Below are 26,774 nucleotides of genomic sequence, written 5' to 3' on the forward strand. Positions count from 1 at the left end.
AGCGCACCATGCTGGAACTCATTGCCGTTGCCACCATCACCCTGCTTGCCGTCATCAGCCCCGGCGCCGATTTCGCCATGGTCAGCCGGTTCAGCCTGCTGCACGGCCGCCGCGCCGGCCTGTTGGCCGCATGCGGCATCGCCCTGGGCGTGCTGTTGCATGTGAGCTATACCCTGCTGGGCCTCGGCCTGCTGCTGGCCGCCTCGCCGCTATGGCTGGGCGCACTGAAATGGCTGGGCGCGGGCTACCTGATCCATATCGGTATCGGCACCTTTCGCAGCCCGCCGATCAGCGATGCCGCCCAGGCAGCGCAGACGGCCCCCGGCAGCTGGCAGGCGCTGCGCAGCGGCCTGCTGTGCAACGCGCTCAACCCCAAGACCACACTGTTCGTGGTGAGCACCTTCAGCCAGGTGGTCAGCAGCCATACCCCGCTGTGGCAGCAGCTGGGCTATGGCCTGTTCATGTCGCTGGCTCACCTGCTGTGGTTTGCCGTGGTGGCGGTCGGCCTGTCCAGCCAGGCGGTGCGCAGCCGGCTGCTGCAGCGCCAGCGCACGCTCAACCGCGGCATTGGCAGCGTTCTGGCCATGCTGGGCTTGCTGCTGGCAGCCAGCAACCTGGCCTGAAGTGCCGCTTGACGCCGACTGGCAATTTATCGACGATAGGCAAATTCAAACAAACGTTTAACCACTACCATGCACCATCGCCTCGCCAAATTCGTCTTCAATCTGTGGCCGCCGTTCCTGGGCGCCGGCATTCGGGTTGGCCGCATCGCGCCGGACTGGCGCCAGGTGGATGTACGCCTGCGTCTGGGGCTGACCAACCGCAACTACGTGGGCGTGCATTACGGCGGCAGCCTGTATTCGATGACCGACCCCTTCTTCATGCTGATGACACTGAAGAACCTGGGCCGCGACTACATCGTGTGGGACAAGGCCGGCAGCATCGACTACATCAAGCCGGGGCGCGGCACGGTAAGCGCCCGCTTCCGGCTGGATGAGGCCTGGCTGCAGGCGGCCCGCGCCGCCACCGCCGACGGCAGCAAGCACCTGCCGCAGCTCACGGTGGATATCACCGACCGGCAGGGCGAGCTGGTGGCGCGGGTACACAAGACACTGTACATCCGCCGCAAACAGCCACACTGAGCGCACGTAGCGGGCGGGTTACCAACACCCGCCGCCTGCCGCACCTGACAGCTTCGGCGCGATCCAATACCATCGCCAAAGCAGTCCCGGTACTCGCCCAGCGGCGGCGCAGCCTGTACTATTCCGTTCTTGCACCCTGGTGGGAGGCAGCCTGCGACTGCGCCCACCCCTGACATTGCACGCACGGAAAACACATGAGTACGGTAACGCCGGTTCTTCTGCTGATTCTTGACGGTTTCGGCCACCGCCTGGAAGGCGACGACAACGCCATCCTGGCGGCCAACACCCCCAATATCGACAACCTGAAATCCCGCTACGCCTACGGTGTGATCGACGCCTCCGAAGGCTCGGTCGGCCTGCCCTCGGGCCAGTTCGGCAACTCCGAGGTGGGGCACCTGAATATCGGTGCCGGCCGCGTGGTGCAGCAGGACATCAGCCGCATCGACTGCGACATCGAAAACGGCAGCTTCGGCAGCAACCCGGTACTGGCCGGCGCCATTGCCACCGCCCGCACCCAGGGCAGCACCCTGCACATCATGGGCCTGATGTCCGATGGCGGCGTGCACAGCCACGAAAACCACATTTTTGCGCTGATCCGCGCCGCCGAAGCCGCCGGGGTTGGCCGCATCGCCATCCACGCCTTCCTGGACGGCCGCGACACCCCGCCGCGCAGCGCCGAGACCTATCTGCAGCGCCTGGACGACGTGCTGGCCGCCTGCCCGCACGCCCGCGTGGCCACCGTCTGCGGCCGCTACTGGGCGATGGACCGCGACAAGCGCTGGGAGCGCATGGCTCCGGCCTGCAACGCCATCGTCGAAGGCGTGGGCGAATACAGCGCCGCCAGCCCGCTGGCAGCACTTGCTGCCGCCTACGAGCGCGGTGAGAACGACGAATTCGTCAAGGCCACGGTGATTGGCGAGCCGCTGCCGATGCAGGACGGCGACGTGGTGGTGTTCATGAACTTCCGCGCCGACCGCGCGCGCCAGCTCACCAGCGCGCTGACCGACCCGGCCTTCGACGGCTTCGCGCTGCGCCAGCCGAAGTTTGCACAGTACGTGACGCTGACCAGCTACGGCGAAGCCTACAAGAACCCGGTGGCCTACGCGCCGCAGAAGATCAGCAACGGCCTGGGCGAGTACCTGTCCCAACTTGGCCTGAAGCAGCTGCGCATCGCCGAAACCGAGAAATACCCGCACGTCACCTACTTCTTCAACGGTGGCGAAGAGCAGGTCTACCCGGGCGAAGACCGCATCCTGGTAGCCTCGCCCAAGGTTGCCACCTACGACCTGCAGCCGGAGATGAGCGCGCCGGAAGTCACCGACAAGATCGTGGCCGCCATCGGCAGCAAGCAGTACGCCGCCATCATCTGCAACTACGCCAACTGCGACATGGTGGGCCACACCGGCGTGTTCGATGCCGCGGTGAAGGCGGTGGAAACGCTGGATAGCTGCGTACAGCGCTGCGTGGACGCCATGCTGGCCATCGGCGGCGAAGTGCTGATCACCGCCGACCACGGCAACTGCGAGCAGATGCACGACGAAGTCCATCACCAGGCGCACACCCAGCACACGCTGGAAAAAGTGCCGTTCCTGTACGTTGGCCGCAAGGCCGCCGTGGAACAGGGTGGCGCGCTGCGCGACATCTCCCCCAGCCTGCTGGCGATGATGGGTCTGCCACAACCGGCCGAAATGACCGGCCACTCGCTGATCGAATTCCAGTGAACAAATTGTTGTTGCTCAGCCTGCTGGCAGCCGCGGCCACCCCCGCGCTTGCCGCAGGCAAACCACAGCCGGATCCTGCGCGCCCGCAGCAGGATCTGCAGGCTGTGCGCAAACAGATTTCCACCCTGCAGCAGGACATCGCCAAGAAGGAAGCCGTGCGCAAGCAGGCTGCCAGCGCGATTGCCGAATCGGAACAGGCGCTGGCGCAAACGCACCAGGCACTGGCCGTGCTGGAGGAGAAAAAAGGCAACTCCAGCCAGCAGCTGGAGCAGTATCAGCAGGAACTGCAGGCGGTGCGCTTCAAGGTAGCGGCCACCCGCCAGCGCGTGGGCAAACTGCTGGCCAGCAACTACAAGCGCGGCCAGCACGACGCCATGGCGCTGATGCTGAACCAGGCCGACCCCAACCAGGCCGGCCGCGACCTCACCTACTACACCCATATCGCCCGCGCGCAGCAAAGCCTGATCGACAAGCTGAACGAGCAGGAAATCCAGCTGGCGGCGCTGACCCAGCGACTGGAAGACGAACTGGTGCGCCTGGGCCGCCTTTCCGCCGGCAAGGTGCAGGAAAAACGCCAGCTGCAGGCTGCCAAGAACCAGCAACTGGCGCAGGCCACCCAGCTGGACGCCAGCATCCGCGCGCAGCAGGGCCAGCTGGTGCAGCTCAAGGAAAACGAAAAACAGCTGTCGGTGCTGATCGAACGCATCAACGCCGAGCTGGAACGCCGCCGGCAGGAAGCCATCCGCCAGGCGGCGGAACGCAAGAAAGCACGTGAGCAAGCCGTACGCCTGGCAGCGGAAAAACACCGCCAGCAGGTAGCGGCGGCGAAAAAACAGGGCAAGGCACCGCCACCGGAACCGAAAACCCCGCCGCCAGTCGAAACCGTGGACGAAGTGGTGGATGGCAGCGCCAGCGGCAAGGCCTTCAAGAGCCTGCAGGGCAAGCTGAAACTGCCGGTGTCCGGCGAGCTCATCGGCCGCTTTGGCGCCCGCCGTGGCGAAGGCAATACCTGGAAAGGCATCTTCATCCACGCCGCGCCGGGCACACCGGTACGCGCCGTGGCCGACGGCAAGGTAGTTTATGCCGATACATTGCGCGGTTTCGGCAATGCGATGATCATAGATCATGGCGGCGGCTACCTTACCGTCTACACCGGCTTCGGCACCATGGTGCGCGGCCAGGGCGCCACCCTGCATGGCGGGGACGTACTGGGCACCGCCGGCAGCATGGACGGCGGCGAAACCGGCCTCTATTTTGAATTGCGCTACCTGGGCAGACCGATCAATCCGCTTTCCTGGGCGGGCTGACGGCACGCAGACAACCAACGAGAACCAGATAATGAATACACGCATTCGCAAGCTGACTCTGCTGACCACCGGCGCCATTCTCGGTGGCGCGCTCACCCTCAGCGTCCAGGCCTTTGCCGACAAGGGCGATGGCGTACTACCGCTGAGCGAGCTGCGCACCTTTGCCGAAGTGTTCGGCCGCATCAAGCAGGATTACGTTGAGCCGGTGGATGACAAGAAGCTGATCAACGAAGCGATCCGCGGCATGCTGTCCGGCCTTGACCCGCACTCCGACTATTTCGATCCCGAGGCATTCAAGGAATTCCGCGAAGGCACCCAGGGCGAATTCGGCGGCCTCGGCATCGAGATCAGCAGCGAGGACGGGCTGGTGAAAGTGGTATCGCCTATCGAGGACACCCCGGCGCAGAAGGCCGGCGTGAAGAGTGGCGACTTCATCATCAAGATCGACGACACCCCGGTACGCGGCCTGTCGCTGAACGATGCGGTGAAGAAAATGCGCGGCAAGCCGGGCACCAAGGTCACCATCACCATCGCGCGCAAGACCGAGGCCAAGCCCATCGTGCTGACGCTGACCCGCGCCGTGATCCAGACCAAGAGCGTGAAGTCGCGCATGCTGGAATCCGGCTTCGGCTACGTGCGCGTGGCACAGTTCCAGGATCACACCGTGGAGAACTTCGCCACCGCGCTGGAGGGGCTCTACAAGGAAAACAAGGCACCGCTGAACGGCCTGGTGCTGGACCTGCGTGACGACCCGGGCGGCCTGCTGACCGGCGCCGTGGGCGTTTCCGCCGCCTTCCTGCCCAAGGATGCGCTGGTGGTGTACACCGATGGCCGCGCCGCCGACTCCAAGATGCGCCTGTTCGCCGGCCAGTACAATCCGCGCGGCGGCAAGGATGTCTACGCCAAATCCCCGGCGGAACTGAAAACCGTGCCGCTGGTGGTACTGGTGAACGGCGGCTCCGCCTCGGCATCCGAAATCGTGGCCGGCGCGCTGCAGGACCACAAGCGCGCCATGATCGTGGGCACCCAGACCTTCGGCAAGGGCTCGGTACAGTCGGTACTGCCGCTGTCCAACGATGGCGGCATCAAGCTCACCACCGCGCGCTACTTCACGCCTAGCGGCCGTTCCATCCAGGCCAAGGGAATCGTGCCGGACATCGTGGCAGCAGACCCGAATGATGACAGCTCGGCCTTCCGCATCCGCGAAGCCGATCTGGACAAGCACCTGACCAACCCGAACGGCGGCGAGGAAGCACCGAGCAAGACCAACAGTAAACCGGCGGCGCCGCAGCCACAGCAGCCGGCCAAACCGGCGGCCAAGCCGGGTGAGGCCACCGACGCCAACGGCAAACCGGTGGTTGACACCCAACTGGAGCAGGCCTTGAATGTGCTCAAGGTGCAGATGATCCTGCAGCAGAAGAAAAACCCGTCCTGACCCGCCTGCTGACATCGTGGCCGGCCCCGGAGGCCAGCCATGATGTCGTCGGAACAGCGCAAATGCCGCACCTTGTACCTGGCTGACCCGCAGCAGGTGGAACGTGCGGCATCGCTTTTGCGCCACGGCTTCGATATCCGGGTGCTGGCCATGCCGGAGCTGTCGCGGCTGATGCTGGTCTACGAGCTGCAGCCGCTGTGCAGCCTGGCGCGCATCCTGGCGCGGCTGGAGGCGGCGCGCATCGAGCTGGCCGGGCGCTGGTGGCAGCAGCTGCAGCAGCGGCTGATCTGCTACGGCGAAGCGGTACAGCTGCAGCAGCGGCAGGAACGCTGAGCGCCGGTTCGCGATCTGCTGTGCGTCGGCGATACCGCGTTCAGCATGCTTAATGAATGCGCATTTGCCCTGCGCAAGCTCCGCTTCCCCGGCCGTTTTCGCCCCCTCTCGCGCTGGCTCGCCAGCTCGTGAACGCACGCAGAGGCCTTGCGGCCAACCCTGGCGGCCCCAAGAGCGCGGCATTCCTGCTAACCTTGCGCTTTTTCCGGCCTCTTTTGTCTGGAGCTGCGCATGCTGCATCCCGAATTCGTGCTGGCCTTTCGCGAGGCTGCTCCCTACATCAATAACTTTCGCGGCAAGACCTTCGTGCTTGCCGTCAACGGCGAGTGCATCGCCCGCGGCAATCTGCATGGCCTGGCGCAGGACATCAACCTGCTGGTGAGCCTGGGGGTACGCGTGGTGCTGGTGCACGGCGCCCGCCCGCAGATCGATGAACAGCTGCGCATCCGTGGCCTGCCGCGCCAGTTCCATAACGGCCGCCGCATCACCGATGCCGCCACGCTGGAGGCGGTCAAGGCCGCGGTAGGCGGCATGCGCCACGACCTGGAAGCCGTACTGTCGATGGGCATGCCCAATTCGCCGATGCACGGCGCCTGCCTGCACGTGGCCGGCGGCAACTTCGTCACCGCCCAGCCGCTGGGCGTCATCGACGGCGCCGACATGCAGTACAGCGGCCGGGTGCGCAAGATCGACACCGGCGCCATCAACAAGCGCCTGGATCAGGGCGAACTGGTGCTGATGTCGCTGATCGGCTATTCGCCCACCGGCGAAGCCTTCAACATGACCATGGAAGAAGTCGCCTGCCAGACCGCCATCGCGCTGAAGGCGGAAAAGCTGATCTTCATGGTGCAGAGCAATGGCCTGGTGGACAGCGACGGCGTACTGCACAGCGCCATCTCCGCCGAGCAGGCCGAGGCGATCCAGCAGCGCGGCGTGGACAGCGATGAAATCGCCGTCAGCCTGCCCTACGCCATCCGCGCCACCCGCGAAGGGGTTGGCCGCGCGCACCTGGTCAGCCATGCCGAGGATGGCGCGCTGCTGGTGGAGCTGTTCACCGACTACGGCACCGGCACCATGATCGCCCGCGACGCGCTGGTGAAAGTGCGCGAAGCCACCATCGACGACGTGGGCGACATCATGGCGCTGATCCGCCCGCTGGAAGAACAGGGCATCCTGATCAAGCGCAGCCGCGAGCACTTCGAGATGCGCATCCGCCAGTACTTCGTGGTGGAGCACGACGAGCGCATCTGCGGCTGCGTGGCGATGTTCCCGTTCCCGGACGAAGGCATGGCCGAGCTGGCCTGCCTGGCGGTAAGCCAGGAGCGGCGCAAGGGCGGCTTTGGCGACCTTCTGCTGGGGCACGTGGAAAAGCAGGCGCGGCTGCGCGGCCTGAAGAAACTGTTCATCCTCACCACCCAGACCGCGCACTGGTTCGTGGAGCGCGGCTTCAAGCCGTCCGAGATCGTGGACCTGCCGGCGTCGCGCAAGGAGCTGTACAACCACAACCGCCGCTCCAAGGTATTCATCAAATCGCTGGATTGAACCGTGGCGGACTTGACCGCCGACAGCCCATGCGGGCAGCAAGGTTGGTGACCCGTCATCGCTGTGTCACAATGACTGTCTACTGTGTCAGAACTTTTGCAAGGAATGCATCATGGCAAGAATGGTTAACTGTGTGAAACTCGGTCGCGAAGCTGAAGGCATGGATTTCCCGCCGCTGCCGGGCGCACTGGGCCAGCGCGTATTCGAAAACGTATCCAAGGAAGCCTGGCAGGGCTGGCTGCGTTACCAGACCATGCTGATCAACGAAAACCGCCTGAGCCTGGCCGACCAGCGTGCGCGCCAGTACCTGGCCGCCCAGCTGGAAGCCTACTTCTTCGGCCAGGGTGCCGACCAGGTAGCCGGCTTCACCCCGCAGCAGTAAGGCGGCAGGCCTTCGCCAGCTGATGCCTACCGCAGCGCTGGCGAACAGCATCTCGATAGCAGGGCCCGGCACTGCCGGGCCTCGTTGTCAGGGGAATCGGAATCGCGCCCGGCTGTATGCAGCCGACTACCCGTCCCGCCCCGCCAGGGGCCGCGTTACGCTCGACTGGCGTCTCGGTAAGACCGTGCCTCACAGGAGGCTTTTTTTGCCGCTCACACTACCCGGACAGCATAAAAAATGACCACGCCAAACGATAATCTGCTCAACCGCGAACTGGGCCTGATCGAATTCAACCGCCGCGTAATGGCACAGGCCGAGGAAGAGCGCCTGCCGCTGCTGGAGCGGCTGAAATTCCTGTGCATCGTGTCCTCCAACCTGGACGAATTCTACGAAGTGCGCGTGGCATGGTTGAAGGAAGCGGCCCAGCTCACCCCCAACCGCATCCTGGCCGACGGTCGTACCCCGGGCGAAGTGCTGGCGCACCTGTCCGATGCCGCGCACGACCTGGTACGCGAGCAGTATCGCCTGCTGCGCGAGGAAATCTTCCCGACGCTGCGCCAGCAGAACATCGTGTTCCTGCGCCGCAACGAGTGGGACCACGCGCACCGCGAGTGGGTGCGTGATTATTTCTTCCGCGAACTGATGCCCATCCTCACCCCGATCGGGCTGGACCCGTCGCATCCGTTCCCGCGGCTGTTGAACAAGAGCCTGAACTTCATCGTCGAGCTGGAAGGCACCGATGCCTTCGGCCGCGAATCCGGCCTTGCCATTGTGCAGGCGCCGCGCATCCTGCCGCGGGTGATCAAGCTGCCGGCGGAGCTGTCCGGCGGCACCGCGGAAACCTTCGTATTCCTGTCCTCCATCCTGCACTCGCACGTGCACGAATTGTTCCCCGGCATGACGGTGAAGGGCTGCTACCAGTTCCGCGTCACCCGCGACAGCGAGCTGAACGTGGAAGACGAGGACGTGAAGAACCTGCGCACCGCGCTGCAGGGCGAATTGCGTCAGCGCCAGTTCGGCGACGCGGTGCGGCTGGAGATTGCCGACACCTGCCCGCAGCATGTGGAGGACTTCCTCACCGGCACGCTGAACCTCAGCAAGCAGGACGTATTCCGCGTCGATGGCCCGGTGAACCTGGTGCGCCTGATGCAGGTGCCGGACAAGGTGGAACGCCCGGACCTGAAGTTCGCGCCGTTCCTGCCCACCCTGCCGCGCCCGCTGGCCAACAAGGTGCCGCTGTTCGACGCCATGCGCCAGGAAGACATGCTGCTGCACCACCCGTTCCAGAGCTTCCAGCCGGTAATCGACCTGCTCAACGAAGCCGCCACCGACCCGGACGTGGTGGCGATCAAGATGACGGTGTACCGCACCGGCACCGACTCGGTGCTGATGGAATCGCTGATTGCCGCCGCCCGCGCCGGCAAGGAAGTGACCGTGGTGGTGGAGCTGATGGCGCGCTTCGACGAAGAAGCCAACATCAGCTGGGCCAACCGCCTGGAAGATGCCGGCGCCCACGTGGTGTTCGGTGTGTTCGGCTACAAGGTGCACGCCAAGATGCTGCTGGTGGTGCGCCGCGAGCAGGGCCGCCTCAAGCGCTACGTGCACCTGGGCACCGGCAACTACCACCCGCGCACCGCCCGTCTGTACACCGACTTCGGCCTGCTGACCGCCAACGAGGAAATCGCCAGCGACGTCAACGACCTGTTCGTGCAGATCACCGGCCTGGGCCATGCCGGCGAGCTCAAGCACCTGTACCAGTCGCCGTTCACCCTCAACAACATGCTGATGAGCGCCATCGACCGCGAGATCCAGCATGCGCAGGAGGGCCGTCCGGCGCACATCATCGCCAAGATGAACGCGCTGCTGGAGCCGCAGGTGATCAGCGCGCTGTACCGCGCCAGCCAGGCCGGGGTGAAGATCCAGCTGATCATCCGCGGCGTGTGTGCATTGCGCCCCGGCGTGGAAGGGCTGTCGGAGAACATCACCGTGCGTTCCATCGTTGGCCGCTTCCTGGAGCACACCCGCGTGTTCTACTTCTTCAACGACAAGGCGGAAGACCTGTTCATCGCCAGCGCCGACTGGATGGGCCGCAACCTGTTCCGCCGCATCGAGACCTGCGTGCCCATCCTGGATGCCAAGCTCAAACGCAAGGTGATCAAGGAAGGCCTGAAGATCTACCTGGAAGACAACGCCAATACCTGGGAAATGCAGTCGGACGGCAGCTACCGCCGCCGCGTGGCACGCGGCAGGGGCCGTTGCGCGCAGGAGATCCTGCTGCAGGAATACACCAGCTAGGATTGCCCCGAAGTTTGCAGCTGACACGGCGCGGGTGGAACTAATCCACCGGCGCCGTATTCTTTTCTGCCATCACCAATACGGGAGCGCACCATGGCATGGCACTGGCTGGGCTACACCCTTGCTGTTTTGCTGATGCTGGGCGGCACGATCGCCACCCTCTACCCCACCCTGCCCGGGCTGTTGCTGCTGGGCAGCGGCATGTTGCTGGCGGCATGGCTGGACAACTTCGCTCACGTCGGCATGTGGCCGCTGATCGCCATCGGCATGCTGGCACTGCTGGGCATGTTGATGGAAAGCCTCGCCGGCCTGCTTGGCGCACACAAGAGCGGCGCCAGCCGCCAGGCGCTGCTGGGCGCCGGCATCGGCGGGCTGGTCGGCATGTTCCTCGGGCTGTTCGGCGCCATCGTCGGCCCCATCATCGGCGCCATGCTGGGCGAGTTGCGGGCGCGGCGTTCGCTGCCACAGGCCGGCAAGGTAGGCGTGGCGACCTTTCTTGGCTTCCTGGCCGGCACCGCGGTGAAGATCGCCTGTGCCTTTGCCATGCTGGCAGTGTTTGGCGGCGCGCTGATCTTCAGCGCCGCCAGTGCCTAGGGAAACGGCTGGCGAGGCGGCTAGAACGGCGCCGGGCAGTGGATGTCCAACAACTCACCGCTCAGCGGATGCGGCAGCTGCAGCCGGCTGGCGTGCAGCATCAGCCGGGGCGCTGCGGCCAACCCTTCCGGCGTGGCATACAGGCCATCGCCCAGTATCGGATGCCCCAGCGCCTGCATGTGTACCCGCAGCTGGTGCGTGCGCCCGGTATGCGGCACCAGCGCCACCCGGCTGCAAACGTTGGCCGCATCGTAGCCCAGCGCCTGCCAGTCGGTGCAGGCGCGCTTGCCCAGTTGCAGGCTCACAATCTGCCGCGGCCGGTTGGGCCAGTCGCAGATCAGCGGCAGCGTGATGCGGCCATCCCCTGCCAGGCGGCCAGACACCAGCGCGGTATAGGTCTTGTGCACCACGCGGCTGACGAACAGCAGCGACAGCGCACGCTGCATGGCCGCGCCGCGCGCCAGCAGCAGGATACCGGAGGTGGCCATGTCCAGCCGGTGCACGATCAGCGCATCCGGAAACTCGCGCTGCGCGCGGGCGATCAGGCAGTCGGCAAAGCCCTCGCCGCGGCCGGGCACGCTGAGCAGGCCGGACGGCTTGTCCACCAGCAGCAGCGCCTCGTCGGCGTACAGCAGCCGCAGCCCCTCGTCCGGCGGCGGGTTGTAGTGATCCAGGGTATGCAGCGACATGGTGGCTTCGGTTGGAAAAACAGCCGGCGATTATCGCGCAAGCGGCAGCTGTCCGTCATGTCACTTGAAAAGCGCGCCTGCCGCCAGCACTCTGTCATGACAAGCACCACCACAACAGCAGAGGACATCATGCCGGAACGTTTCTACATCGACCCGTACCAGACCACGCTCGCCACCACGGTAGTAAGCCATGACGAGGCCGGCATCGTGCTGGCCGATACCCTGTGCTACCCGCTGGGCGGCGGCCAGCCCGGCGACAGCGCCAGCCTGCTGCTGGCCGACGGCAGCCGCCTCGCCATCAGCGACACCCGCCGCGACAAGGCAAGCCGCGCCATCGTGCACAGCGTCGCCGCCGATGCGCCGCGCCTGGCCACCGGCAGCGCGGTAACGCTGGAGCTGGACTGGGCGCGCCGCCACCGCCACATGCGCATCCACACCTGTCTGCACCTGCTGTCCTGCGTGATCAAGGCCGGCGTTACCGGCGGCAACCTCAGCGCCGAATCCGGGCGCCTGGATTTCGACCTGCCGGAAGGCATGGAGCTGGACAAGGACCACATCGAGCGCGAGCTGAACGCGTTGATTGCCGCCAACCACGCGGTAAGCGTGCAGATGACCAGCGGCGCGGCGCTGAAGGCGCAGCCGGAGCTGATCAAGACCATGTCGGTGACGCCGCCGCTGGAGCTGCCGGAAATCCGCCTGGTGGCCATCGACGGCATCGACCTGCAGCCCTGCGGCGGTACCCACGTGCGCAGCACCGGTGAAATCGGCCAGGTCGTGGTGAAAAAGATCGAGAGCAAGGGCGCGCGCAACAAGCGCGTGGTCATTGCGCTGGCCGACGCGCCCTGAGCCTGCGGCCAACCTTCACCGGAGCCCGCCATGTCCACCCGCTACCTGATCGCCGCGCTACTGGCCGTACTGTGCACGGCGGCAGCGGCCGAAGACCCCGCCCGCGCCAGCCTGAGCGCGGATGGCGGGACGCTGCAGTACGAGGGACCGCTGGCGCTGGATACCATCCGGCAGCTGGAGCTGCTGTACCAGCAAAGCACGGTCAAACCGCGCGAACTACAGATCAACAGCCCCGGCGGCGATGCACGGCTGGGCATGTATCTGGGCTACCTGGTACACGGATGGGGGCTGGACGTGCGCGTGCGCGAGCAATGCGCATCGTCCTGCGCCAACTACGTGTTTCCGGCCGGGCGGGAAAAGTACCTGGAAGACGGCAGTATGCTGCTGTGGCATGGCGGTGCGCTGCAGCCGGACTGGCAGGCCATCATCCGCGCCAGATGGCCGCACGAGCCGGCCCGGCAGCAGGCGGCCCGCGACGACATCAAACTGTGGCAGCAGCAGGAGCAGACGTTCTACGGCAGCATCGGCGTCAGCCAGCTGATTACCGTCTGCGGCCAACATGAGCAATGGCGCAAGGCGGTACCGCAGTCCGTGGGCTTCGATTACTCGCCGGAAGACCTGGCGCGCTTCGGCATCCGCGGGCTGCACCTGCCGCCTGGTGGCTGGCAGCCACACCAGCGCTGGAACTCGCCAGCCTTCTTCCGTGCCGCCTGGTGCGATAAGCCACCAGCACCCGTCGATGAGGTGCTCTGCGGCTGCAAGTTCGACCAGGACCCGCCGGGCGCCTCGGCACCGGCAGCGGCTACACCCAGCCCAACATCCCCATAAGCCCGCCAGCGGCCAGAGTCCACAGCGGATTGATGCGCAGCCGCCAGGCCAGCAGCGCGCTGGCGGCACACAGCCACACCCCGCCATGCACCGGCGCCAGTGCCCGCAGCATCGAGGTGCCGCCGGCCAGGAGCAGGCCGGCAGTCAGCGGCGCCAGCCCGGATTCGATGGCGCGCGCCAGGCGGCTGCCCTGTATGCGCTGCCAGCCGCGCATCACGAAGAAACTCAGCAGTGACGACGGCAGACAGATGCCGAGCAGGCTCACCGCAGCCCCTGCCACGCCGGCCACCTGCCAGCCGATCAGGCTGACGAACAGCACGTTCGGCCCCGGCGCCGCCTGGGCAATGGCAAACAGCGCGGCAAACTGCGCGCCGCTCATCCAGCCCAGCTCCCCCACCACCACGCGGTGGATTTCCGGCAGCACCGAGATCGCACCGCCCACCGCCAGTAGCGAGTACTGGGCAAACAAGGCAAACAGCGTCCACAGCATCATCGCGTGCTCCCCGGCCAGAACCAGCTGGCGGCAATGCCCAGCGTGGCCAGCAACAGCAGCACCGGCAACAGCGGCAGCTGCCAGATGGCCACCGCGACAAAGGTGGCCAGCAGCAACAGCCACGGCAGCACGCGGCGCGGCAGGCGTGCGGCCAACTTCAGTGCCATGCCGAAGATCAGGCCGATGGCGGTGGGCCCCAGGCCGCGCAGCAGGCCCTGTACCAGCGGCAACTGCTGGTAGCTGGCATACACGCTGGCCAGCAGTAGCACCACGCCCAGCGGCGCCAGCAACAGGCCGCCGCAGGCAGCCAGCGCCCCGCTGGCACCATGAAAGCGCGCCCCCACCGCCACCGCCACGTTGACGATGTTCGGCCCCGGCAGCACCTGCCCCAGGCCCAGCATTTCGGCAAACTGCTGCTGGCTGAGCCAGCGCCGCCGCTCCACCAGCATGTGCTGCGCATGCGGCAGCACGCCGCCAAAACCGGACAGCCCCACCATGAAGAAACCGGCAAACAAGGCCCGCCGATCGGGCACCACTAGCGTTGTCATGTCCGCAAGCTTAGTCTGTTACCGCCTGGCGTCACAAACGAGTTTTTTCGCCATCGTTTGTGCCATAAACTCACAAGCATGAATCGTCGCCTGCCACCTCTGAACGCCCTGCGCGTGTTCGAAGCCGCCGCCAGGCTGGAAAGCTTTTCCGCCGCCGCCGAGCAGCTCAACGTCACCCACGGCGCCGTCAGCCGCCAGATCGCCCAGCTGGAAGACTGGCTGGGTGTGGCGCTGTTCCTGCGTCACGGCCGCCGCGTGCAGCTGAGCGACGCCGGCCGCCAGTATCTGCCCACCTTGCAGAACGCCTTCGACAGCATTGCCACGGCCACCGAAAAACTCACAAGCAACCGGCCGCGGCTGCTGCGCATCAACGTCACCCCCACGCTGGCCATGCACTGGCTGCTGCCGCGGCTCACCCGCTTCCAGCGCCGCCACCCCGGTGTGGAGCTGCGGCTGGCCACCTCGGACGCCGCCATCAACAACCAGCATGCCGATTTCGACATCGCCATCCGCCGCGGCAACGACCACTGGCATGGCTTCGTGTCGCACACCTTCCTCACCGAGCACGAACTGCCAGCCATCAGCCCGGCGCTGCTGGCGCGGCTGCCGCTGCGCGATGTCGCCGACCTGGCGCAGCACACCCTGCTGCATTCGGAAACGCGCCCGGTGGCCTGGGAGCGCTGGCTGGCCGCTGCCGGGCAGCCGGCGCTGCAGGCTGCCGGCCACCAGCACTTCGACCATTACTACCTGGCGCTGCAGGCCGCCATCGACGGCCTGGGCATCACGCTGGGGCCACTGCCGGTGATCGAGGAACTGCTGGCCAGCGGCAAGCTGGTCACCCCGCTGGACGGGCCGCGGGTACGGGTGCGCGGTTATTCCTGGGTGCTGCCGCTGGCGCTGGCGGAAGATGCGCTGTGCGCGGACTTCTGCGCCTGGCTGGAGGAGGAAGGCGAAAGCTGATGTAGGGCGGAAGCCCCGGCGTGCCGGGGCGTTCCGCCGCAATGCGCCACGCCGACACCGTGCTACGGGGAGCTTGCCAGCGGCGGGAAGTGCAGCCGGCGCATGTCCGGCAGGCCGTCGGCAAACGGCAGCGCCACTTCTCCTGCCAGCAAGGGCTGCAGCCAGGCGCGGCAGGCTGGCGTCACGTCCAGGCCGCTGGCGGCGATGAAATCGGCCGGCAGCGCGCGTTCCAGATTGGCCACCGCCGCCAGCGGCTGCGGCACGACCTGCCAGTCGCAGCCATCGGCAGTGGCAAACCGCTCGATGGCGGCCATCACGCCGCCCTGCCCGGCTAGCGCCCACTGCACCGCCTTGCGGCCAACCTCGTAGGCCAGCCGCGCGTCCACTGCCGACAACAGATGCCGGGCGGCACGCTGCAGGCAATCGGCCACCGCCACGTGCGCATGCAGCTGCAACTGCTGCTGAATGCGCTGCGCCAGCCAGTTGCCGGCGCCGCCCAGCTGCTCGTGGCCATACACCTTGTCGGCGTGCCTCTGTGCCACGAAGCGGCCATCGGCGCCGCGCAGCCCTTCGGATACCACGATGGCACAGTAGCCCTGCACCGCCACCTGCGCCTGCACCGCGGCGAACAGCCGCGCCTCGTCGTAGGCCACCTCCGGCAGCAGCAACAACGGCGGCGCCTCGTCCGGCAGCGCCGCCAGGCAGCCGGCGGCAGCTAGCCAGCCCACGTGGCGGCCCATGGTTTCCAGGATGAACACCCGCCCCTGCGCCATGCTGCGCATGTCGAACAGCACCTCGCGCAGGCTGCTGGCCAGGTATTTGGCGGCAGAGGGGAAGCCGGGGCTGAAGTCGGTGGCTTCCAGGTCGTTGTCTATGGTCTTGGGGATGCCCACCACCGTCAGCGGCAGCTGGAAGCGCTCGGCCAGCTGTTGCAGCAGTAGCGCGGTTTCCATCGAACCGTTGCCGCCGTTGAGCAGCAGCTGGCGGATATCGTGGCGCTGCAGTACCTCGGCCAGCTGTTGCCACAGCTGCGGCGCCTCGTCGTACGGAGGCAGAATGTCGCGGCTGCTGCCGAAGGCCGCGCCCGGCAGCTGGCCCAGCCGGGCGCAGTCGTCGGCGGACAGCGCATCGCAGTCCAGCAGGCGGCCGCCCAGCAGGCCGGCCAGGCCATCGGCGGCGGCGCACACCGACACGCCCAGTGCGCGGGCGCTGTCGATCACGCCCTGGGCGGAGAGGTTCAGCACGGCGGTGGGGCCGCCGGATTGCAGATACAGCAGACGGGACATGATGCGGCTACACGAAGGAGATACTTCGATTGTAGCCGTGGCGGCAGCCTTCCTGTTTACCCGACCAGGCCCCTTCGCAAGGCGAAAGGGCCTGGTCTGCACACTCGGGCGGCAGCGCCGCCCGGGATGCCATCAGTTGGCCGCATCCGCGCGCCACACCACCGGAAACCAGTCCTCGCGCAGGCGCTCGCCCTGCTGCTGGTTGATGCCGGGGAACGGCGGCGAAGTGCGGCCCGGGCGCTGTTCGAAACGCACGTCGTCGCCAATGAAGCGCGCCGAAAACGCGCGGCGGCGGTTGCCGCCCAGGTTGCCGGCAGCGCCGTGCACGGTGTGGAAGTCGAACACCACCGCGTCGCCCGGCTCCATCTCCGGCATCAGGATGCGGTAGCTGCCGTCGTCCACGTCCGGCATTTCCATGAAGTCGTCTTCGCCGGCAAAGAAGTTCTCGTTGCTGGCCCAGCGCTTGGGGCGCACCAGCTTGGGCCAGCGGTGCGAGCCCAGCACCACGCGCAGGGTGTTGTCGCTGCGCACCGGGTCCAGCGGAATCCAGTAGCTGGCGGTCTGCAGCCCGCTGACGCAGTAGTAGGGAATGTCCTGGTGCCACGGTGTCGGCTTGGCAGTGCCCGGCTCCTTCACCAGGATGTGTTCGTGGAACATCTGTACCTGCTGCGACTGCATCAGCTGGCCGGCAACGCCGGCGGCGGGCGAATCATGGATGAAGCGGCCGAACGGCGCGATGCGCTGCCAGTTGCAGTAGTCCTCGAAGAAGCGGCCGGCTTCGCCGTTGCCGACGTTCTCGATGGCGAACGGGCCGGGTGCGGCCAACACCTGCTCGAAGCCGTCGCGCAGGGTGTCGATCCAGTCGCGGAACACGCCGCGCAGGACGATGGCGCCATCGCGCTGGTAGTCGGCAATCTGCTGCGGGCTGGGGGTAACAGTGGACATGTGAACCTCCGGTGGGTGGATGGTGTGTGCAGTATCCCCGCGCCGTAGGTAATAATAAAAATATCCGTTTTCTATTCTGCAATATCGGAAAAAATGATCACCTTCTCGCTGCGCCAACTGGAGTACTTCGTCGCCACCGCCGAGCACGGCGGGGTGAATGCCGCCGCCCGCGCCCGCCATGTGTCGCAGCCGTCGGTATCGCAGGCCATTGCCGAGCTGGAACGCAGCCTGGGCACGCCGCTGTTCCGCCGCCAGGCCAGCCGCCGCGTGGAGCTTACCGACGCCGGTCTGGAGGTGTTGCAGCAGGCGCGGCAGCTGCTGGCCCAGGCCGCGGCGCTGGGGCGCCAGCCGGAAGCCGCCAGCCTGCGCGGCCAGCTGTCGCTGAGCTGCTTCCAGGATCTGGCGCCCTACTATGCGCCGCGGCTGCTGGCCGGCTTTCGCCGCCAGCACCCGGAGGTGGAGCTGACGCTGCTGGAAGGCGACCTCGCCAGCGTGCAGCGTGCGCTGCGCAGCGGCAAGGCGGAGCTGGCACTGACCTATGAGCTGGCCAGCGAGCCACAGCTGCCGCGCCAGGTGCTGGACGAGCTGCCACCGTATGCGCTGCTGCCGGCCGGGCACCCGCTGGCCGCGCAGGCGGTAGTGTCGCTGCAACAGTTGGCCGCAGAGCCGTTGATTCTGGAAGACATGCCGCATAGCCGCGAGTATCTGCTGTCGCTGTTCTGGCAGCAGCAGCTGACCCCGCGCGTGGCGCAGGCGGTGCAGAGCTTCGAGATGCAGCGCGGGCTGGTGGCACACGGCTGCGGCGTGGCGCTGGCCTGCATGCGCCCGGCGGGCGACCACAGCTATGACGGCGTGGCCATCGTCTGCCGGCCGCTGGCGGAGGCGCTGCCACCGCAACGGGTGGTGCTGGTGCAGGCGGCGGATTCGCCACTGGCCAGCGCCTTTACGCAGTGGGCCACCAGCCATGCGGCCAACCTTGGGGCTGCTGCATAAGCACTTGGCGGGCTTGGGTTTTCCGGCGGCTTACCTACACTGAAACAGTTCCCGCCTCCGGCACGAACATCAACAGACAAGGAGAATGCCATGCCCACCGCCCCCAGGATCCTGGCCTTTGCCGGCAGCGCACGCAAGGACTCGTGGAACAAGAAACTGGTTGCCATTGCTGCCGAAGGCGCCCGGGTTGCCGGCGCCGAGGTCACGCTGCTCGACCTGAGAGACTTCCCCATGCCGCTGTACGACGGCGACGAGGAAAGCGCGCAGGGCATGCCCGCCCATGCCCAGGCACTGCGCGAGCTGATGCTCAGCCACCAGGGGCTGCTGATCGCCTCGCCGGAGTACAACGGCTCGATTGCGCCGCTGCTGAAGAACGTCATCGACTGGGTGTCGCGCCCGCTAGCCGGCCAGAGCGGCCCCTCGCCCTATAGCGGCAAGGTGGCCACGCTGATGAGCGCCTCGCCCGGCGGCTTCGGCGGCCTGCGCGGGCTGGTGCACGTGCGCGCCATTCTCGGCAACCTGGGCGTGATCGTGCTGCCGGAGCAGCTGGCGATAGGCAGCGCGCACGAGGCATTCGCCGCCGACGGCAGCATGAGCAGCGACAAGCAGCAGGCAGCGGTGGCGGAACTGGGCGCCGGCCAGGCGCGGCTGCTGGCCAAACTGCATGGGCTGACGCTGTCCACCGAGTGCAGCGAACGTCGCCACGACCCGTCGCGCCTGAAGTAAGCCGCAGCAAGGTTGGCCGCAAGCCCGCGGGGGCAAACAAAATGGCCATGGTTCACACCATGGCCATTGTTTGTTCATGCGAAAGCCCGCCCGCTCAGATATCCGCTTCCACCTCGTTGCCCTTTTCCTCCATCCAGCTGCGGCGGCTGGATGCCTCGCCCTTGCCCATCAGCTTGATGAACATGTCGCGGGTTTCCTGCAGCGCGCCGGGGCGCACCTGCACCCGTGACAGGCGGCGGGTATCCGGGTTCATGGTGGTGTCCTTCAGCTGCTCCGGGTTCATCTCGCCCAGACCCTTGAAGCGCGAGATGCTCCAGGCGTTTTCCTTCACCCCTTCGCTGCGCAGGCGGTCGAGAATCGCCGTCATCTCGCCCTCGTCCAGCGCGTACAGCTTGCGCGGCGGGCGGTTCTTGCCCTGGCCGGGCACATCGACACGGAACAGCGGCGGCTGGGCGATGTAGATGTTGCCGTTCTCGATCAGGCGCGGGAAGTGGCGGAAGAACAGCGTCAGCAGCAGCACCTGGATGTGCGAGCCGTCCACGTCGGCATCGGACAGGATGGCGATCTTGCCGTAGCGCAGGCCGGACAGGTCCGGCGCATCGTCCACGCCGTGCGGGTCCACGCCGATGGCCACGGCGATATCGTGAATCTCGGCATTGGAGAACAGCTGGTCGCGGTCGGTCTCCCAGCTGTTCAGCACCTTGCCGCGCAGCGGCAGAATGGCCTGGTATTCCTTGTCGCGCGCCAGCTTGGCCGAACCGCCGGCGGAGTCACCCTCCACCAGGAACAGCTCGTTGCGCTCGATGTCCTCGCTCTCGCAGTCGGTGAGCTTGCCCGGCAGCACCGCCACGCCAGAGCCTTTTTTCTTCTCCACCTTCTTCACGGATTTGAGACGGCTCTGTGCCTGGCGAATCGCCAGCTCGGCAATACGCTTGCCGGCTTCCACGTGCTGGTTCAGCCACAGCTCCACCGGGTCGCGCGCCAGGCCGGAGATCAGCTTGAGCGCATCGCGGCTGGTGAGTTTGTCCTTGGTCTGGCCCTGGAACTGCGGGTCCAGCACGCGGGCGGACAACACGAAGCGCACCCGGCTCCACACGTCTTCCGCCATCAGCTTCACGCCGCGCGGCAGCAGGTTGTGGTGGTCGATGAAGCTCTTCACCGCCTCGTACACCCCGGCGCGCAGGCCGGCCTCATGGGTACCGCCGGACGGCGTGGGAATCAGGTTGACGTAGCTTTCGCCGCTGGCGCCGTCCTCGAACCAGGCCATCGCCCACTGCACGCCTTCGCCCTTGGCGAACTGCTCGTGGTCGTCGCCGATATAGGCTTCGCCGGCAAACAGCGGCGCCACCGGCTCGTCATCGCCGCACAGTTCGGCCAGATAGCTCTTCAGCCCTTCCGGGTACTGCCAGACCTTCACCTCGTCGCCACTGGGGCGCTCCACGGTCAGCGTTACCGCCACGCCGGGCAGCAGCACCGCCTTGGCGCGCAGCAGGCGCTCCAGCTCCTGCATCGAGTAGCGCGGGCTTTCGAAGTACTTGCCATCCGGCCACACCCGCACGCGGGTGCCGCTGGTGCGCGGACCGCAGTCGCCAACGCGGGCCAGCGGCTCGATCACGTCGCCGCCGGCAAACACCAGGCGGTGCATGCCGCCTTCACGCTTCACTTCCACTTCCAGCCGGGTGGACAGCGCGTTGGTCACCGACACGCCCACGCCGTGCAGGCCGCCGGAGAAGGCGTAGGCGCCGCCATCCTTCTTGTTGAACTTGCCGCCGGCGTGCAGGCGGGTGAACACCAGTTCCACCACCGGTACGCCTTCCTGCGGGTGCAGGCCCACCGGAATGCCGCGGCCGTCGTCTTCCACCGTCAGCGAGCCATCCTGGTGCACGGTCACCGCGATCTTGCGGGCAAAGCCACCCAGCGCCTCGTCGGCGGCGTTGTCGATGACTTCCTGGCAGATGTGGGTAGGGTCGGTGGTACGGGTGTACATGCCGGGCCGCTCTTTTACCGGCTCCAGCCCCTTGAGCACCCGTACCGAGGATTCGTCGTAGTTCTGTTGTGTCATGGGTCGTATTCAGACATCAGTAGCGCGTCGCCGGCGGCGCCGCGGATTGTCGGTCATGCGCCGGCCGTAGCCAGCAACAACGGCCACGGCCGCAAATGCAGCACGTGGCCGTGGAGAAAACGGTCCGGCGTGGCCACCCCGGATTAAGGTGTGGTGCCGCCTATCCGCTTCAGATAATCGCCATGGCTCTCCACGCCTTTCAAAAAGCGGGTGAGCTCGCTCAGCGCACGCTCGTACACGTCTTTCTTGAATTCGATTACCGCATCCACCGGCGCCCAGTACTCGTTCCAGCGCCAGCCATCGAATTCGGGGTGATTGGTAGCCCGCAGGCAGACATCGCTCTCGCGGCCAACCAGTCGCAACAGGAACCAGATCTGTTTCTGGCCGCGGTAGCTACCGCGCCATTCGCGCCGCACCCAGTTGCTGGGCACGTCGTAGCGCAGCCAGTCGCGGGTGCGCCCCAGAATCTTTACGTGTTGCGGCAGGAGGCCGACTTCTTCCAGAAGCTCGCGATACATCGCGGCCTCGGGGCTTTCGCCAGGTTTGATGCCTCCTTGCGGAAATTGCCACGAGTGCTCCCGCACCCGCTTGCCCCAGAACACCTCGTTCCTGTTATTGACGAGGATGATTCCGACATTGGGGCGATATCCGTCCCGGTCCAGCATGGAAAAACCTAGTAGTTCGTTAGTTGGCTGGATTCTTGCACATTTCGCATTGGCGCGCCACGCAGCCCGCTGCGGCGCTACGCCAGCGACACCACAACCAGCGCTGCCCCACCCTTGGCAGTCGTCAAATAAAATTGACGGATACCGCCATTTTCGGCTAGAAAATTAGACACGCCACGTCCGGAGCCCCTGCATGGAACACCGCCTCGCCAATCTGCCACCTCAGCACGGCTGTCAGCTGGCATTGGGCGTGTTCGAGCAGCCGCTTAGTGCCGTTGGCAACCGGGGCCGTTTGCAAGCGCTTTTCCCCATCGACTACGCAACGGACCCGTACCATGAAGCAAACCCTGCAAGACTGGCTGCACGCGCACGCCATCACTCATATCGAATGCCTGATTCCTGACCTGAACGGCCTGCCGCGCGGCAAGCTGGTGCCGGTCAGCCACTACCCGGCCACCGGCCAGCTGCGCTTTCCGCAAGTCAGCCTGATCCAGACCCTGATGGGCGACCCGCAGCAGCAGTTGGTGCCCGACAACGACCCCGACATGGTGCTGACCCCGGACCTGGACACCCTGTGTGTCAAACCGGGCGCTGGTCGCCGCATCGCCCAGCTGATCCACGACTGCCATTTCGAAGATGGCCGCAGCGTACCGGCCGCGCCGCGTGGCGTGCTGCGCGAGGTACTGGCGCAGTACCGTGCGCTGGGGCTGACGCCGGTGGTGGCACCGGAGATCGAATTCTATCTGCTGGATGCCGATGGCCTGCAGGCCGAAGCGGTCGGCCCGGCCTATTCACTGGACCACAGCCAGCGCCACGAAGCGTTTTTTGCCGAGCTGGAACAGCAGTGCCACCAGCAGGGCATTGCCACCGACATCCTGCTGCACGAAGTCGGCAACAGCCAGTACGAGCTCAACCTGCAGCATGGCGATGCCTTGCGCCTGGCCGACCAGGTATTCCTGCTCAAGCGTACGCTGCGCGCGCTGGCCGCCAGCCATGGGCTGAAAGCCTGTTTCATGGCCAAACCGTTTGCCGGCCAGCCCGGCAGCGCCATGCACATCCACCAGAGCCTGGTAGATGACAATGACCGCAATACCTTCAGCCAGGCCGATGGCGACGCACACCCGCGCTTCGCCCACTTCATTGCCGGGCTGCAACGCTACCTGCCGGCCGCCATGGCATTGATGGCACCGAATCCGAATGCCTATCGTCGCCTTGCGGCCAACACTGCGGCGCCGATCAACGTGGAATGGGGCTACGACAACCGCAGCTGCGGGCTGCGCATCCCCGCCTCCTCACCGCAGGCGCGACGCGTGGAAAACCGCCTGCCGGGCATAGACGGCAACCCCTATCTGGCGCTGGCGGCCACACTGGGCTGCGGTCTGTTGGGGCTGCGCGAAGCCCTGGCCCCCAGCGAGCCGCTGACAGGCAGTGCCTACGGCCACGCCGCCACCCTGCCGCGCGACCTGTCCGCCGCCTTGCAGCTGCTGGACCGCAGCGAAGGTCTGGCCAGCGTCCTGGGTGAAGCGTTCACCGCGCTGTTCGTGGCGTTGAAGCAGGTGGAACTGGATCACTTCCAGCAGCAGGTCACCGCCTGGGAGCAGCAATACCTGCTGGATCAGGCCTGAGCATGAGCCACGGCACGCCATGCCTGCAGGCATGGCGGCCTGGCTTTCGCCGCGCCCACCGCAGCCAGATCAAATCCATCTGCCATACAGCCCTTTTTGCCGGCGCTAGTGGTAGCATCGACTTTTGCCTGTATCACGACACTATCCATGCCGTTTTTCTCGCCCAGACTCTCGCTGGATCAACTGCCGGGCGTCACCCTGCCGCCAGACAGCCTGCAGACGCTGCACTCCGCCAGCGAATTCCGCCTCAAGCTGCTGGAGCTGATTCGCAATGCCAGTACGCGCATTCATCTGGCAGCGCTGTACCTGCAACAGGATGAAGCCGGAGCCGAGATTCTCGACGCGCTCTACCAGGCTGCCAGCAGCAAACCACAGCTCGATGTGCGCATCTTCGTGGATGCCCACCGCGCGCAACGCGGCTTGATCGGGCAGGGAAAACAGGCCGGCAATGCAGCCTGGTATTGCCAGCGCGCCGAGCAACAGCCGCTGGCCAACCTGGCAATCCATGGGGTGCCGGTACAGGGCAAGGAGCTGTTTGGCGTACTGCACCTGAAGGGCTTCGTCATCGACGACCAGGTGCTGTACAGCGGTGCCAGCCTCAACAATGTCTACCTGCATGTGGGCGAGCGCTACCGTTTCGACCGTTATCACCTGCTGCAACACGCCGAGCTGGCCGACAGCCTGTCGCAGTTCCTGTTGACCCAGTTGGCGGAAGACCCGGCCGTCATCCGCCTGGACCGCCCGGTGTCTGTGGACAAGCGGCTGCAACGGCTGCAGATCCGCCAGTTCCGCGCCCGCTTGGCACAGGCACAGTATCAATTGCCTGCCCAGACAGCAGGCAGCCCCAGCATTCACCCGATTTGCGGCGTAGGCCGTGGCAACCCGTTCAACAAGCTGCTACTGCAACTCCTGCGCCTGCCCACGCAGCAACTGGTCATCTGCACACCCTATTTCAACCTGCCGCGCAGCGTGCTGCTGCAGATCGACAGCCTGTTGAGCCGCGGTGTATCCGTCGAAATCATCGTCGGCGACAAACTCGCCAACGATTTTTACATTCCGCCGGAGCAGCCCTTCAAGCTCATCGGCTGCCTGCCCTACCTGTATGAAATGAACCTGCGCCGCTTCGCCCGCAAGCGCCAGTCCTACCTGCAAAGCGGGCAACTCTGCCTGCGGCTGTGGCAGCATGCGGCCAACAGCTACCACCTGAAAGGGCTGTGGATCGATCAGCACTACATGCTGCTCACCGGCAACAACCTCAACCCGCGCGCCTTCAACCTGGATCTGGAAAACGGCCTGCTGATCCACGACCCGGCACAACAGCTGCAGGCACAGCGCGAACAGGAACTGGCCAGCATCCGCGAACACACTACCGCTCTGCGCCACTATCGCGAATTGCAGAAGCTGCACGACTACCCGGACAAAGTACGCAAACTGCTGGGCCGCCTCGGCAAGCTGCGCATCGACCGGCTGTTCTATCGGCTACTCTGATTACCGTTACCAGCTGGCTAGGAGACAGTCATCGGCCAGTCGCCAGGCGTACATTTGGACCACTCCACACCTGGCCGGTAAAACAGGGCAGCCTGCCCGCGCGATAGCTGCAGGAACGAGGGTTGCTGCTGCAGCGTGATCTTGCCGTGCTGCACCAGGTAGTCAACCGAATACTTGGGGTAGGCCATGATGACATCGTCCCCCAGGAAGTTCACATCCTGCGGCAGCAGGATAGCGGCCAGCTTGCCTTCATCGTCGCCGGGTTCAAGTTTTGCCAGCGCGGCAATCAGCTCATCATTGCGCACTTTCTCTTTCAGGTCGGCGCGGGACTTGTTCAGAGTTTTCACGATATTGAGAGGGTTGGTGCCCATATCCAGCAGTGATTTCACCTGTCCGATCAGCGGGTTATCGACAATCGACTTGATACTCTGCACTGCAGACTTGCCGGAAAAGGCCAGCTGCACACTGCTTGCCGGCTTCATTTGCTGCAGCAGGCTCCCCGCCCACTGATCAGCCAGTTTCCCCCAGTACTGCTGATTGGCGGTGGCAAACCCCCGGCAGGAATAGAAAGCCTGCGTTTGCCGCCGATCCAGTACCCCGGCCAGCTTGCCATCCACGAACACCACCCCGCCGGTATCCCCTTCCGTCAGCGCGACATAGGCCACATTGCGCCCCTTGGCATCCTTCATGACAAAACGCTCCAGCGCCGCGCCGGCAGGAATGCTGCGCACCACTTCTCTTGCCTGGCTCTGCTCATCTATCAACATTGAACTGGCACCAGCAAATTCCCCAGGCGTTCCTGCCGCCAGCAGCGATACACCATGACCGGCAAGCCACAAGGCCATACCAAGTTTTCCCCACTTTTTCATGCCCACCTCCGTGATGTTGCTATCCAGCTTGCATTGGTTCGAATGAACCACATCACACCCTACGTATCAGCGAGCAATCGAACAATTCGCCACGGCAAGCAAATGTCATTTGGCGGGAAGTTTCGACAGCAAGCGCCTGCGAGGCCCGTCTGGGGCGCCGGAGGCAATGAGGCAAGCAAGCAAAACCGATCCACCGAGTACGACAGGGCCGGTTATTGCGGCCAACATTGGCCGCAAAGGATGGGAGCAAGGGCGGTGTTGGTGACCGCCACCATTTGGCAGCAGAAACCACAAAGCCCGCAGCAGCGGGCTTGTTGTTTGACTGATGCGCGTCTGCGGCCAACGTTGGCCGCAAGGGTGGCGGGGTGAGGTCGTCAGGCTTGGAGCGCGGACAGCGGGGTGGATGCTAGCCCACGCCGCAAAGCACAAAGCCCAGCTTGATCTCTCAAGCTGGGCTTTCTGTGGGGGAGTCTGGCGGTGTCCTACTTTCACACGGGTATCCGCACTATCATCGGCGCTGAGGCGTTTCACGGTCCTGTTCGGAATGGGAAGGCGTGGGACCACCTCGCTATGGCCACCAGACATAAACTGTCATCAAACTGTCGAAGCCTTACCAGGGAATTTCTTGTTTCCCCGGCCGGTAGAATCTTGTATCTCGCACACACCCTATTTGTTGTCACTTCGCCTGCGCAAAGCACCTCAAATGATAGAGTCAAGCCTCACGAGCAATTAGTATCGGTTAGCTTCACGCCTCACAGCGCTTCCACACCCGACCTATCAACGTCCTGGTCTCGAACGACTCTTCAGGGACCTCAAGGGTCCAGGGAAGTCTCATCTTCAGGCAAGTTTCCCGCTTAGATGCTTTCAGCGGTTATCTCTTCCGAACTTAGCTACCCGGCGATGCGACTGGCGTCACAACCGGTACACCAGAGGTTCGTCCACTCCGGTCCTCTCGTACTAGGAGCAGCCCCCGTCAAACTTCCAACGCCCACTGCAGATA

25 protein-coding genes, 1 rRNA gene and 1 other annotated feature (1 of these 27 running past the window's edge) are annotated in these 26,774 nt (G+C 65.4%); of the genes, 17 read left to right on the forward strand and 9 right to left on the reverse strand.

The genetic code is table 11. The annotated features are described in order from the left end of the window. Positions 1-8 precede the first annotated feature (8 nt). From PSELUDRAFT_RS01165 to PSELUDRAFT_RS01210, 10 genes are all read left to right on the forward strand, one after another. Entirely contained in the window at positions 9-623 is a 615-nt protein-coding gene (locus PSELUDRAFT_RS01165) for a LysE family translocator (protein WP_088965118.1), read from the forward strand. Positions 624-692: 69 nt separating this feature from the next. Further along, entirely contained in the window at positions 693-1,142 is a 450-nt protein-coding gene (locus tag PSELUDRAFT_RS01170) for a DUF4442 domain-containing protein (protein ID WP_088965119.1), read from the forward strand. 194 nt (positions 1,143-1,336) lie between these two features. Then, positions 1,337-2,863, forward strand: a complete 1,527-nt coding sequence (gpmI, locus tag PSELUDRAFT_RS01175) for a 2,3-bisphosphoglycerate-independent phosphoglycerate mutase (protein ID WP_088965120.1) — start codon at positions 1,337-1,339, stop codon at positions 2,861-2,863. Further along, entirely contained in the window at positions 2,860-4,170 is a 1,311-nt protein-coding gene (locus tag PSELUDRAFT_RS01180) for a murein hydrolase activator EnvC (protein WP_088965121.1), read from the forward strand. The genes gpmI and PSELUDRAFT_RS01180 overlap by 4 nt, the downstream gene beginning before the upstream one ends. A 31-nt stretch (positions 4,171-4,201) precedes the next feature. After that, complete coding sequence (locus PSELUDRAFT_RS01185; protein WP_179947565.1) at positions 4,202-5,605, forward strand: S41 family peptidase; 1,404 nt, start codon at positions 4,202-4,204, stop codon at positions 5,603-5,605. 39 nt (positions 5,606-5,644) lie between these two features. Next, positions 5,645-5,938 carry a hypothetical protein gene (locus PSELUDRAFT_RS01190; RefSeq protein WP_088965122.1) on the forward strand — a complete coding sequence of 98 codons (294 nt, stop codon included), beginning with the start codon at positions 5,645-5,647 and terminating at the stop codon, positions 5,936-5,938. Between the two features lie 231 nt (positions 5,939-6,169). Then, a complete protein-coding gene (gene argA / locus PSELUDRAFT_RS01195) occupies positions 6,170-7,480 on the forward strand; it encodes an amino-acid N-acetyltransferase (protein WP_088965123.1) in 1,311 nt (436 codons plus the stop codon). A gap of 112 nt (positions 7,481-7,592) precedes the next feature. Then, a complete protein-coding gene (locus PSELUDRAFT_RS01200) occupies positions 7,593-7,862 on the forward strand; it encodes an oxidative damage protection protein (protein WP_088965124.1) in 270 nt (89 codons plus the stop codon). A gap of 237 nt (positions 7,863-8,099) precedes the next feature. Continuing rightward, positions 8,100-10,157 (forward strand): polyphosphate kinase 1, encoded by a 2,058-nt coding sequence (gene ppk1 / locus PSELUDRAFT_RS01205; RefSeq protein WP_088965125.1) that lies wholly within the window; start codon positions 8,100-8,102, stop codon positions 10,155-10,157. 93 nt (positions 10,158-10,250) lie between these two features. Continuing rightward, positions 10,251-10,751 (forward strand): DUF456 domain-containing protein, encoded by a 501-nt coding sequence (locus PSELUDRAFT_RS01210; protein WP_088965126.1) that lies wholly within the window; start codon positions 10,251-10,253, stop codon positions 10,749-10,751. 20 nt (positions 10,752-10,771) lie between these two features. Here PSELUDRAFT_RS01210 and PSELUDRAFT_RS01215 read toward each other — a convergent pair whose 3' ends face one another. After that, complete coding sequence (locus PSELUDRAFT_RS01215; RefSeq protein WP_088965127.1) at positions 10,772-11,440, reverse strand: pseudouridine synthase; 669 nt, start codon at positions 11,438-11,440, stop codon at positions 10,772-10,774. Between the two features lie 96 nt (positions 11,441-11,536). On the opposite strand from PSELUDRAFT_RS01215, the gene PSELUDRAFT_RS01220 reads away from it, so the two are divergent. Together PSELUDRAFT_RS01220 and PSELUDRAFT_RS01225 are read left to right on the forward strand one after the other, a co-directional pair. Further along, positions 11,537-12,286 carry an alanyl-tRNA editing protein gene (locus tag PSELUDRAFT_RS01220; RefSeq protein WP_231895278.1) on the forward strand — a complete coding sequence of 250 codons (750 nt, stop codon included), beginning with the start codon at positions 11,537-11,539 and terminating at the stop codon, positions 12,284-12,286. A 30-nt stretch (positions 12,287-12,316) separates the two neighbouring features. Then, the gene (locus PSELUDRAFT_RS01225) at positions 12,317-13,114 is read left to right on the forward strand and encodes a hypothetical protein (RefSeq protein WP_088965129.1); all 798 of its coding nucleotides are present in this window, start codon (positions 12,317-12,319) and stop codon (positions 13,112-13,114) included. Here the strand turns inward: PSELUDRAFT_RS01225 and PSELUDRAFT_RS01230 are convergent. Together PSELUDRAFT_RS01230 and PSELUDRAFT_RS01235 are read right to left on the reverse strand one after the other, a co-directional pair. Beyond that, the gene (locus tag PSELUDRAFT_RS01230) at positions 13,089-13,607 is read right to left on the reverse strand and encodes a chromate transporter (RefSeq protein ID WP_197693921.1); all 519 of its coding nucleotides are present in this window, start codon (positions 13,605-13,607) and stop codon (positions 13,089-13,091) included. The genes PSELUDRAFT_RS01225 and PSELUDRAFT_RS01230 overlap by 26 nt on opposite strands. Beyond that, a complete protein-coding gene (locus PSELUDRAFT_RS01235) occupies positions 13,604-14,155 on the reverse strand; it encodes a chromate transporter (protein ID WP_088965130.1) in 552 nt (183 codons plus the stop codon). Before PSELUDRAFT_RS01235 ends, PSELUDRAFT_RS01230 begins: the two co-directional genes overlap by 4 nt. Before the next feature lie 78 nt (positions 14,156-14,233). Here PSELUDRAFT_RS01235 and gcvA point away from each other — a divergent pair, with 78 nt between their 5' ends. After that, positions 14,234-15,115: a transcriptional regulator GcvA gene (gcvA, locus tag PSELUDRAFT_RS01240; protein ID WP_088965131.1), complete on the forward strand. Its 882-nt coding sequence runs from the start codon at positions 14,234-14,236 to the stop codon at positions 15,113-15,115. A 62-nt stretch (positions 15,116-15,177) separates the two neighbouring features. On the opposite strand, the gene PSELUDRAFT_RS01245 is transcribed toward gcvA, so the two are convergent. Next, positions 15,178-16,401 carry a diphosphate--fructose-6-phosphate 1-phosphotransferase gene (locus PSELUDRAFT_RS01245; protein WP_088965132.1) on the reverse strand — a complete coding sequence of 408 codons (1,224 nt, stop codon included), beginning with the start codon at positions 16,399-16,401 and terminating at the stop codon, positions 15,178-15,180. A 132-nt stretch (positions 16,402-16,533) separates the two neighbouring features. After that, positions 16,534-17,346 (reverse strand): phytanoyl-CoA dioxygenase family protein, encoded by an 813-nt coding sequence (locus PSELUDRAFT_RS01250; RefSeq protein ID WP_088965133.1) that lies wholly within the window; start codon positions 17,344-17,346, stop codon positions 16,534-16,536. 93 nt (positions 17,347-17,439) lie between these two features. On the opposite strand from PSELUDRAFT_RS01250, the gene PSELUDRAFT_RS01255 reads away from it, so the two are divergent. Then, positions 17,440-18,339 (forward strand): LysR family transcriptional regulator, encoded by a 900-nt coding sequence (locus tag PSELUDRAFT_RS01255; RefSeq protein WP_088965134.1) that lies wholly within the window; start codon positions 17,440-17,442, stop codon positions 18,337-18,339. Between the two features lie 90 nt (positions 18,340-18,429). Continuing rightward, positions 18,430-19,065 carry an NADPH-dependent FMN reductase gene (locus tag PSELUDRAFT_RS01260; RefSeq protein ID WP_088965135.1) on the forward strand — a complete coding sequence of 212 codons (636 nt, stop codon included), beginning with the start codon at positions 18,430-18,432 and terminating at the stop codon, positions 19,063-19,065. A gap of 94 nt (positions 19,066-19,159) precedes the next feature. Here PSELUDRAFT_RS01260 and parE read toward each other — a convergent pair whose 3' ends face one another. Then, positions 19,160-21,127 (reverse strand): DNA topoisomerase IV subunit B, encoded by a 1,968-nt coding sequence (parE, locus tag PSELUDRAFT_RS01265; RefSeq protein ID WP_088965136.1) that lies wholly within the window; start codon positions 21,125-21,127, stop codon positions 19,160-19,162. A gap of 143 nt (positions 21,128-21,270) precedes the next feature. Continuing rightward, on the reverse strand, positions 21,271-21,792 hold the full coding sequence (locus PSELUDRAFT_RS01270) for an RNA pyrophosphohydrolase (RefSeq protein ID WP_088965137.1): 522 nt from the start codon (positions 21,790-21,792) through the stop codon (positions 21,271-21,273). Positions 21,793-22,127: 335 nt separating this feature from the next. On the opposite strand from PSELUDRAFT_RS01270, the gene PSELUDRAFT_RS01280 reads away from it, so the two are divergent. Next, a complete protein-coding gene (locus PSELUDRAFT_RS01280) occupies positions 22,128-23,417 on the forward strand; it encodes a glutamine synthetase family protein (protein ID WP_088965139.1) in 1,290 nt (429 codons plus the stop codon). A gap of 147 nt (positions 23,418-23,564) precedes the next feature. Further along, positions 23,565-24,905 (forward strand): CDP-diacylglycerol--serine O-phosphatidyltransferase, encoded by a 1,341-nt coding sequence (pssA, locus tag PSELUDRAFT_RS01285; protein WP_088965140.1) that lies wholly within the window; start codon positions 23,565-23,567, stop codon positions 24,903-24,905. A gap of 17 nt (positions 24,906-24,922) precedes the next feature. Here the strand turns inward: pssA and PSELUDRAFT_RS01290 are convergent, their stop codons facing one another. After that, positions 24,923-25,774: a hypothetical protein gene (locus tag PSELUDRAFT_RS01290; protein ID WP_157724981.1), complete on the reverse strand. Its 852-nt coding sequence runs from the start codon at positions 25,772-25,774 to the stop codon at positions 24,923-24,925. A gap of 469 nt (positions 25,775-26,243) precedes the next feature. Beyond that, positions 26,244-26,356: ribosomal RNA gene (rrf, locus tag PSELUDRAFT_RS01295) — 5S ribosomal RNA — on the reverse strand. A gap of 126 nt (positions 26,357-26,482) precedes the next feature. Then, positions 26,483-26,774 (reverse strand) — a sequence feature (23S ribosomal RNA rRNA prediction is too short); it runs 1,197 nt beyond the window's last position.

The sequence above is a fragment of the Vogesella sp. LIG4 genome, assembly GCF_900090205.1.
Lineage (GTDB): Bacteria > Pseudomonadota > Gammaproteobacteria > Burkholderiales > Chromobacteriaceae > Vogesella.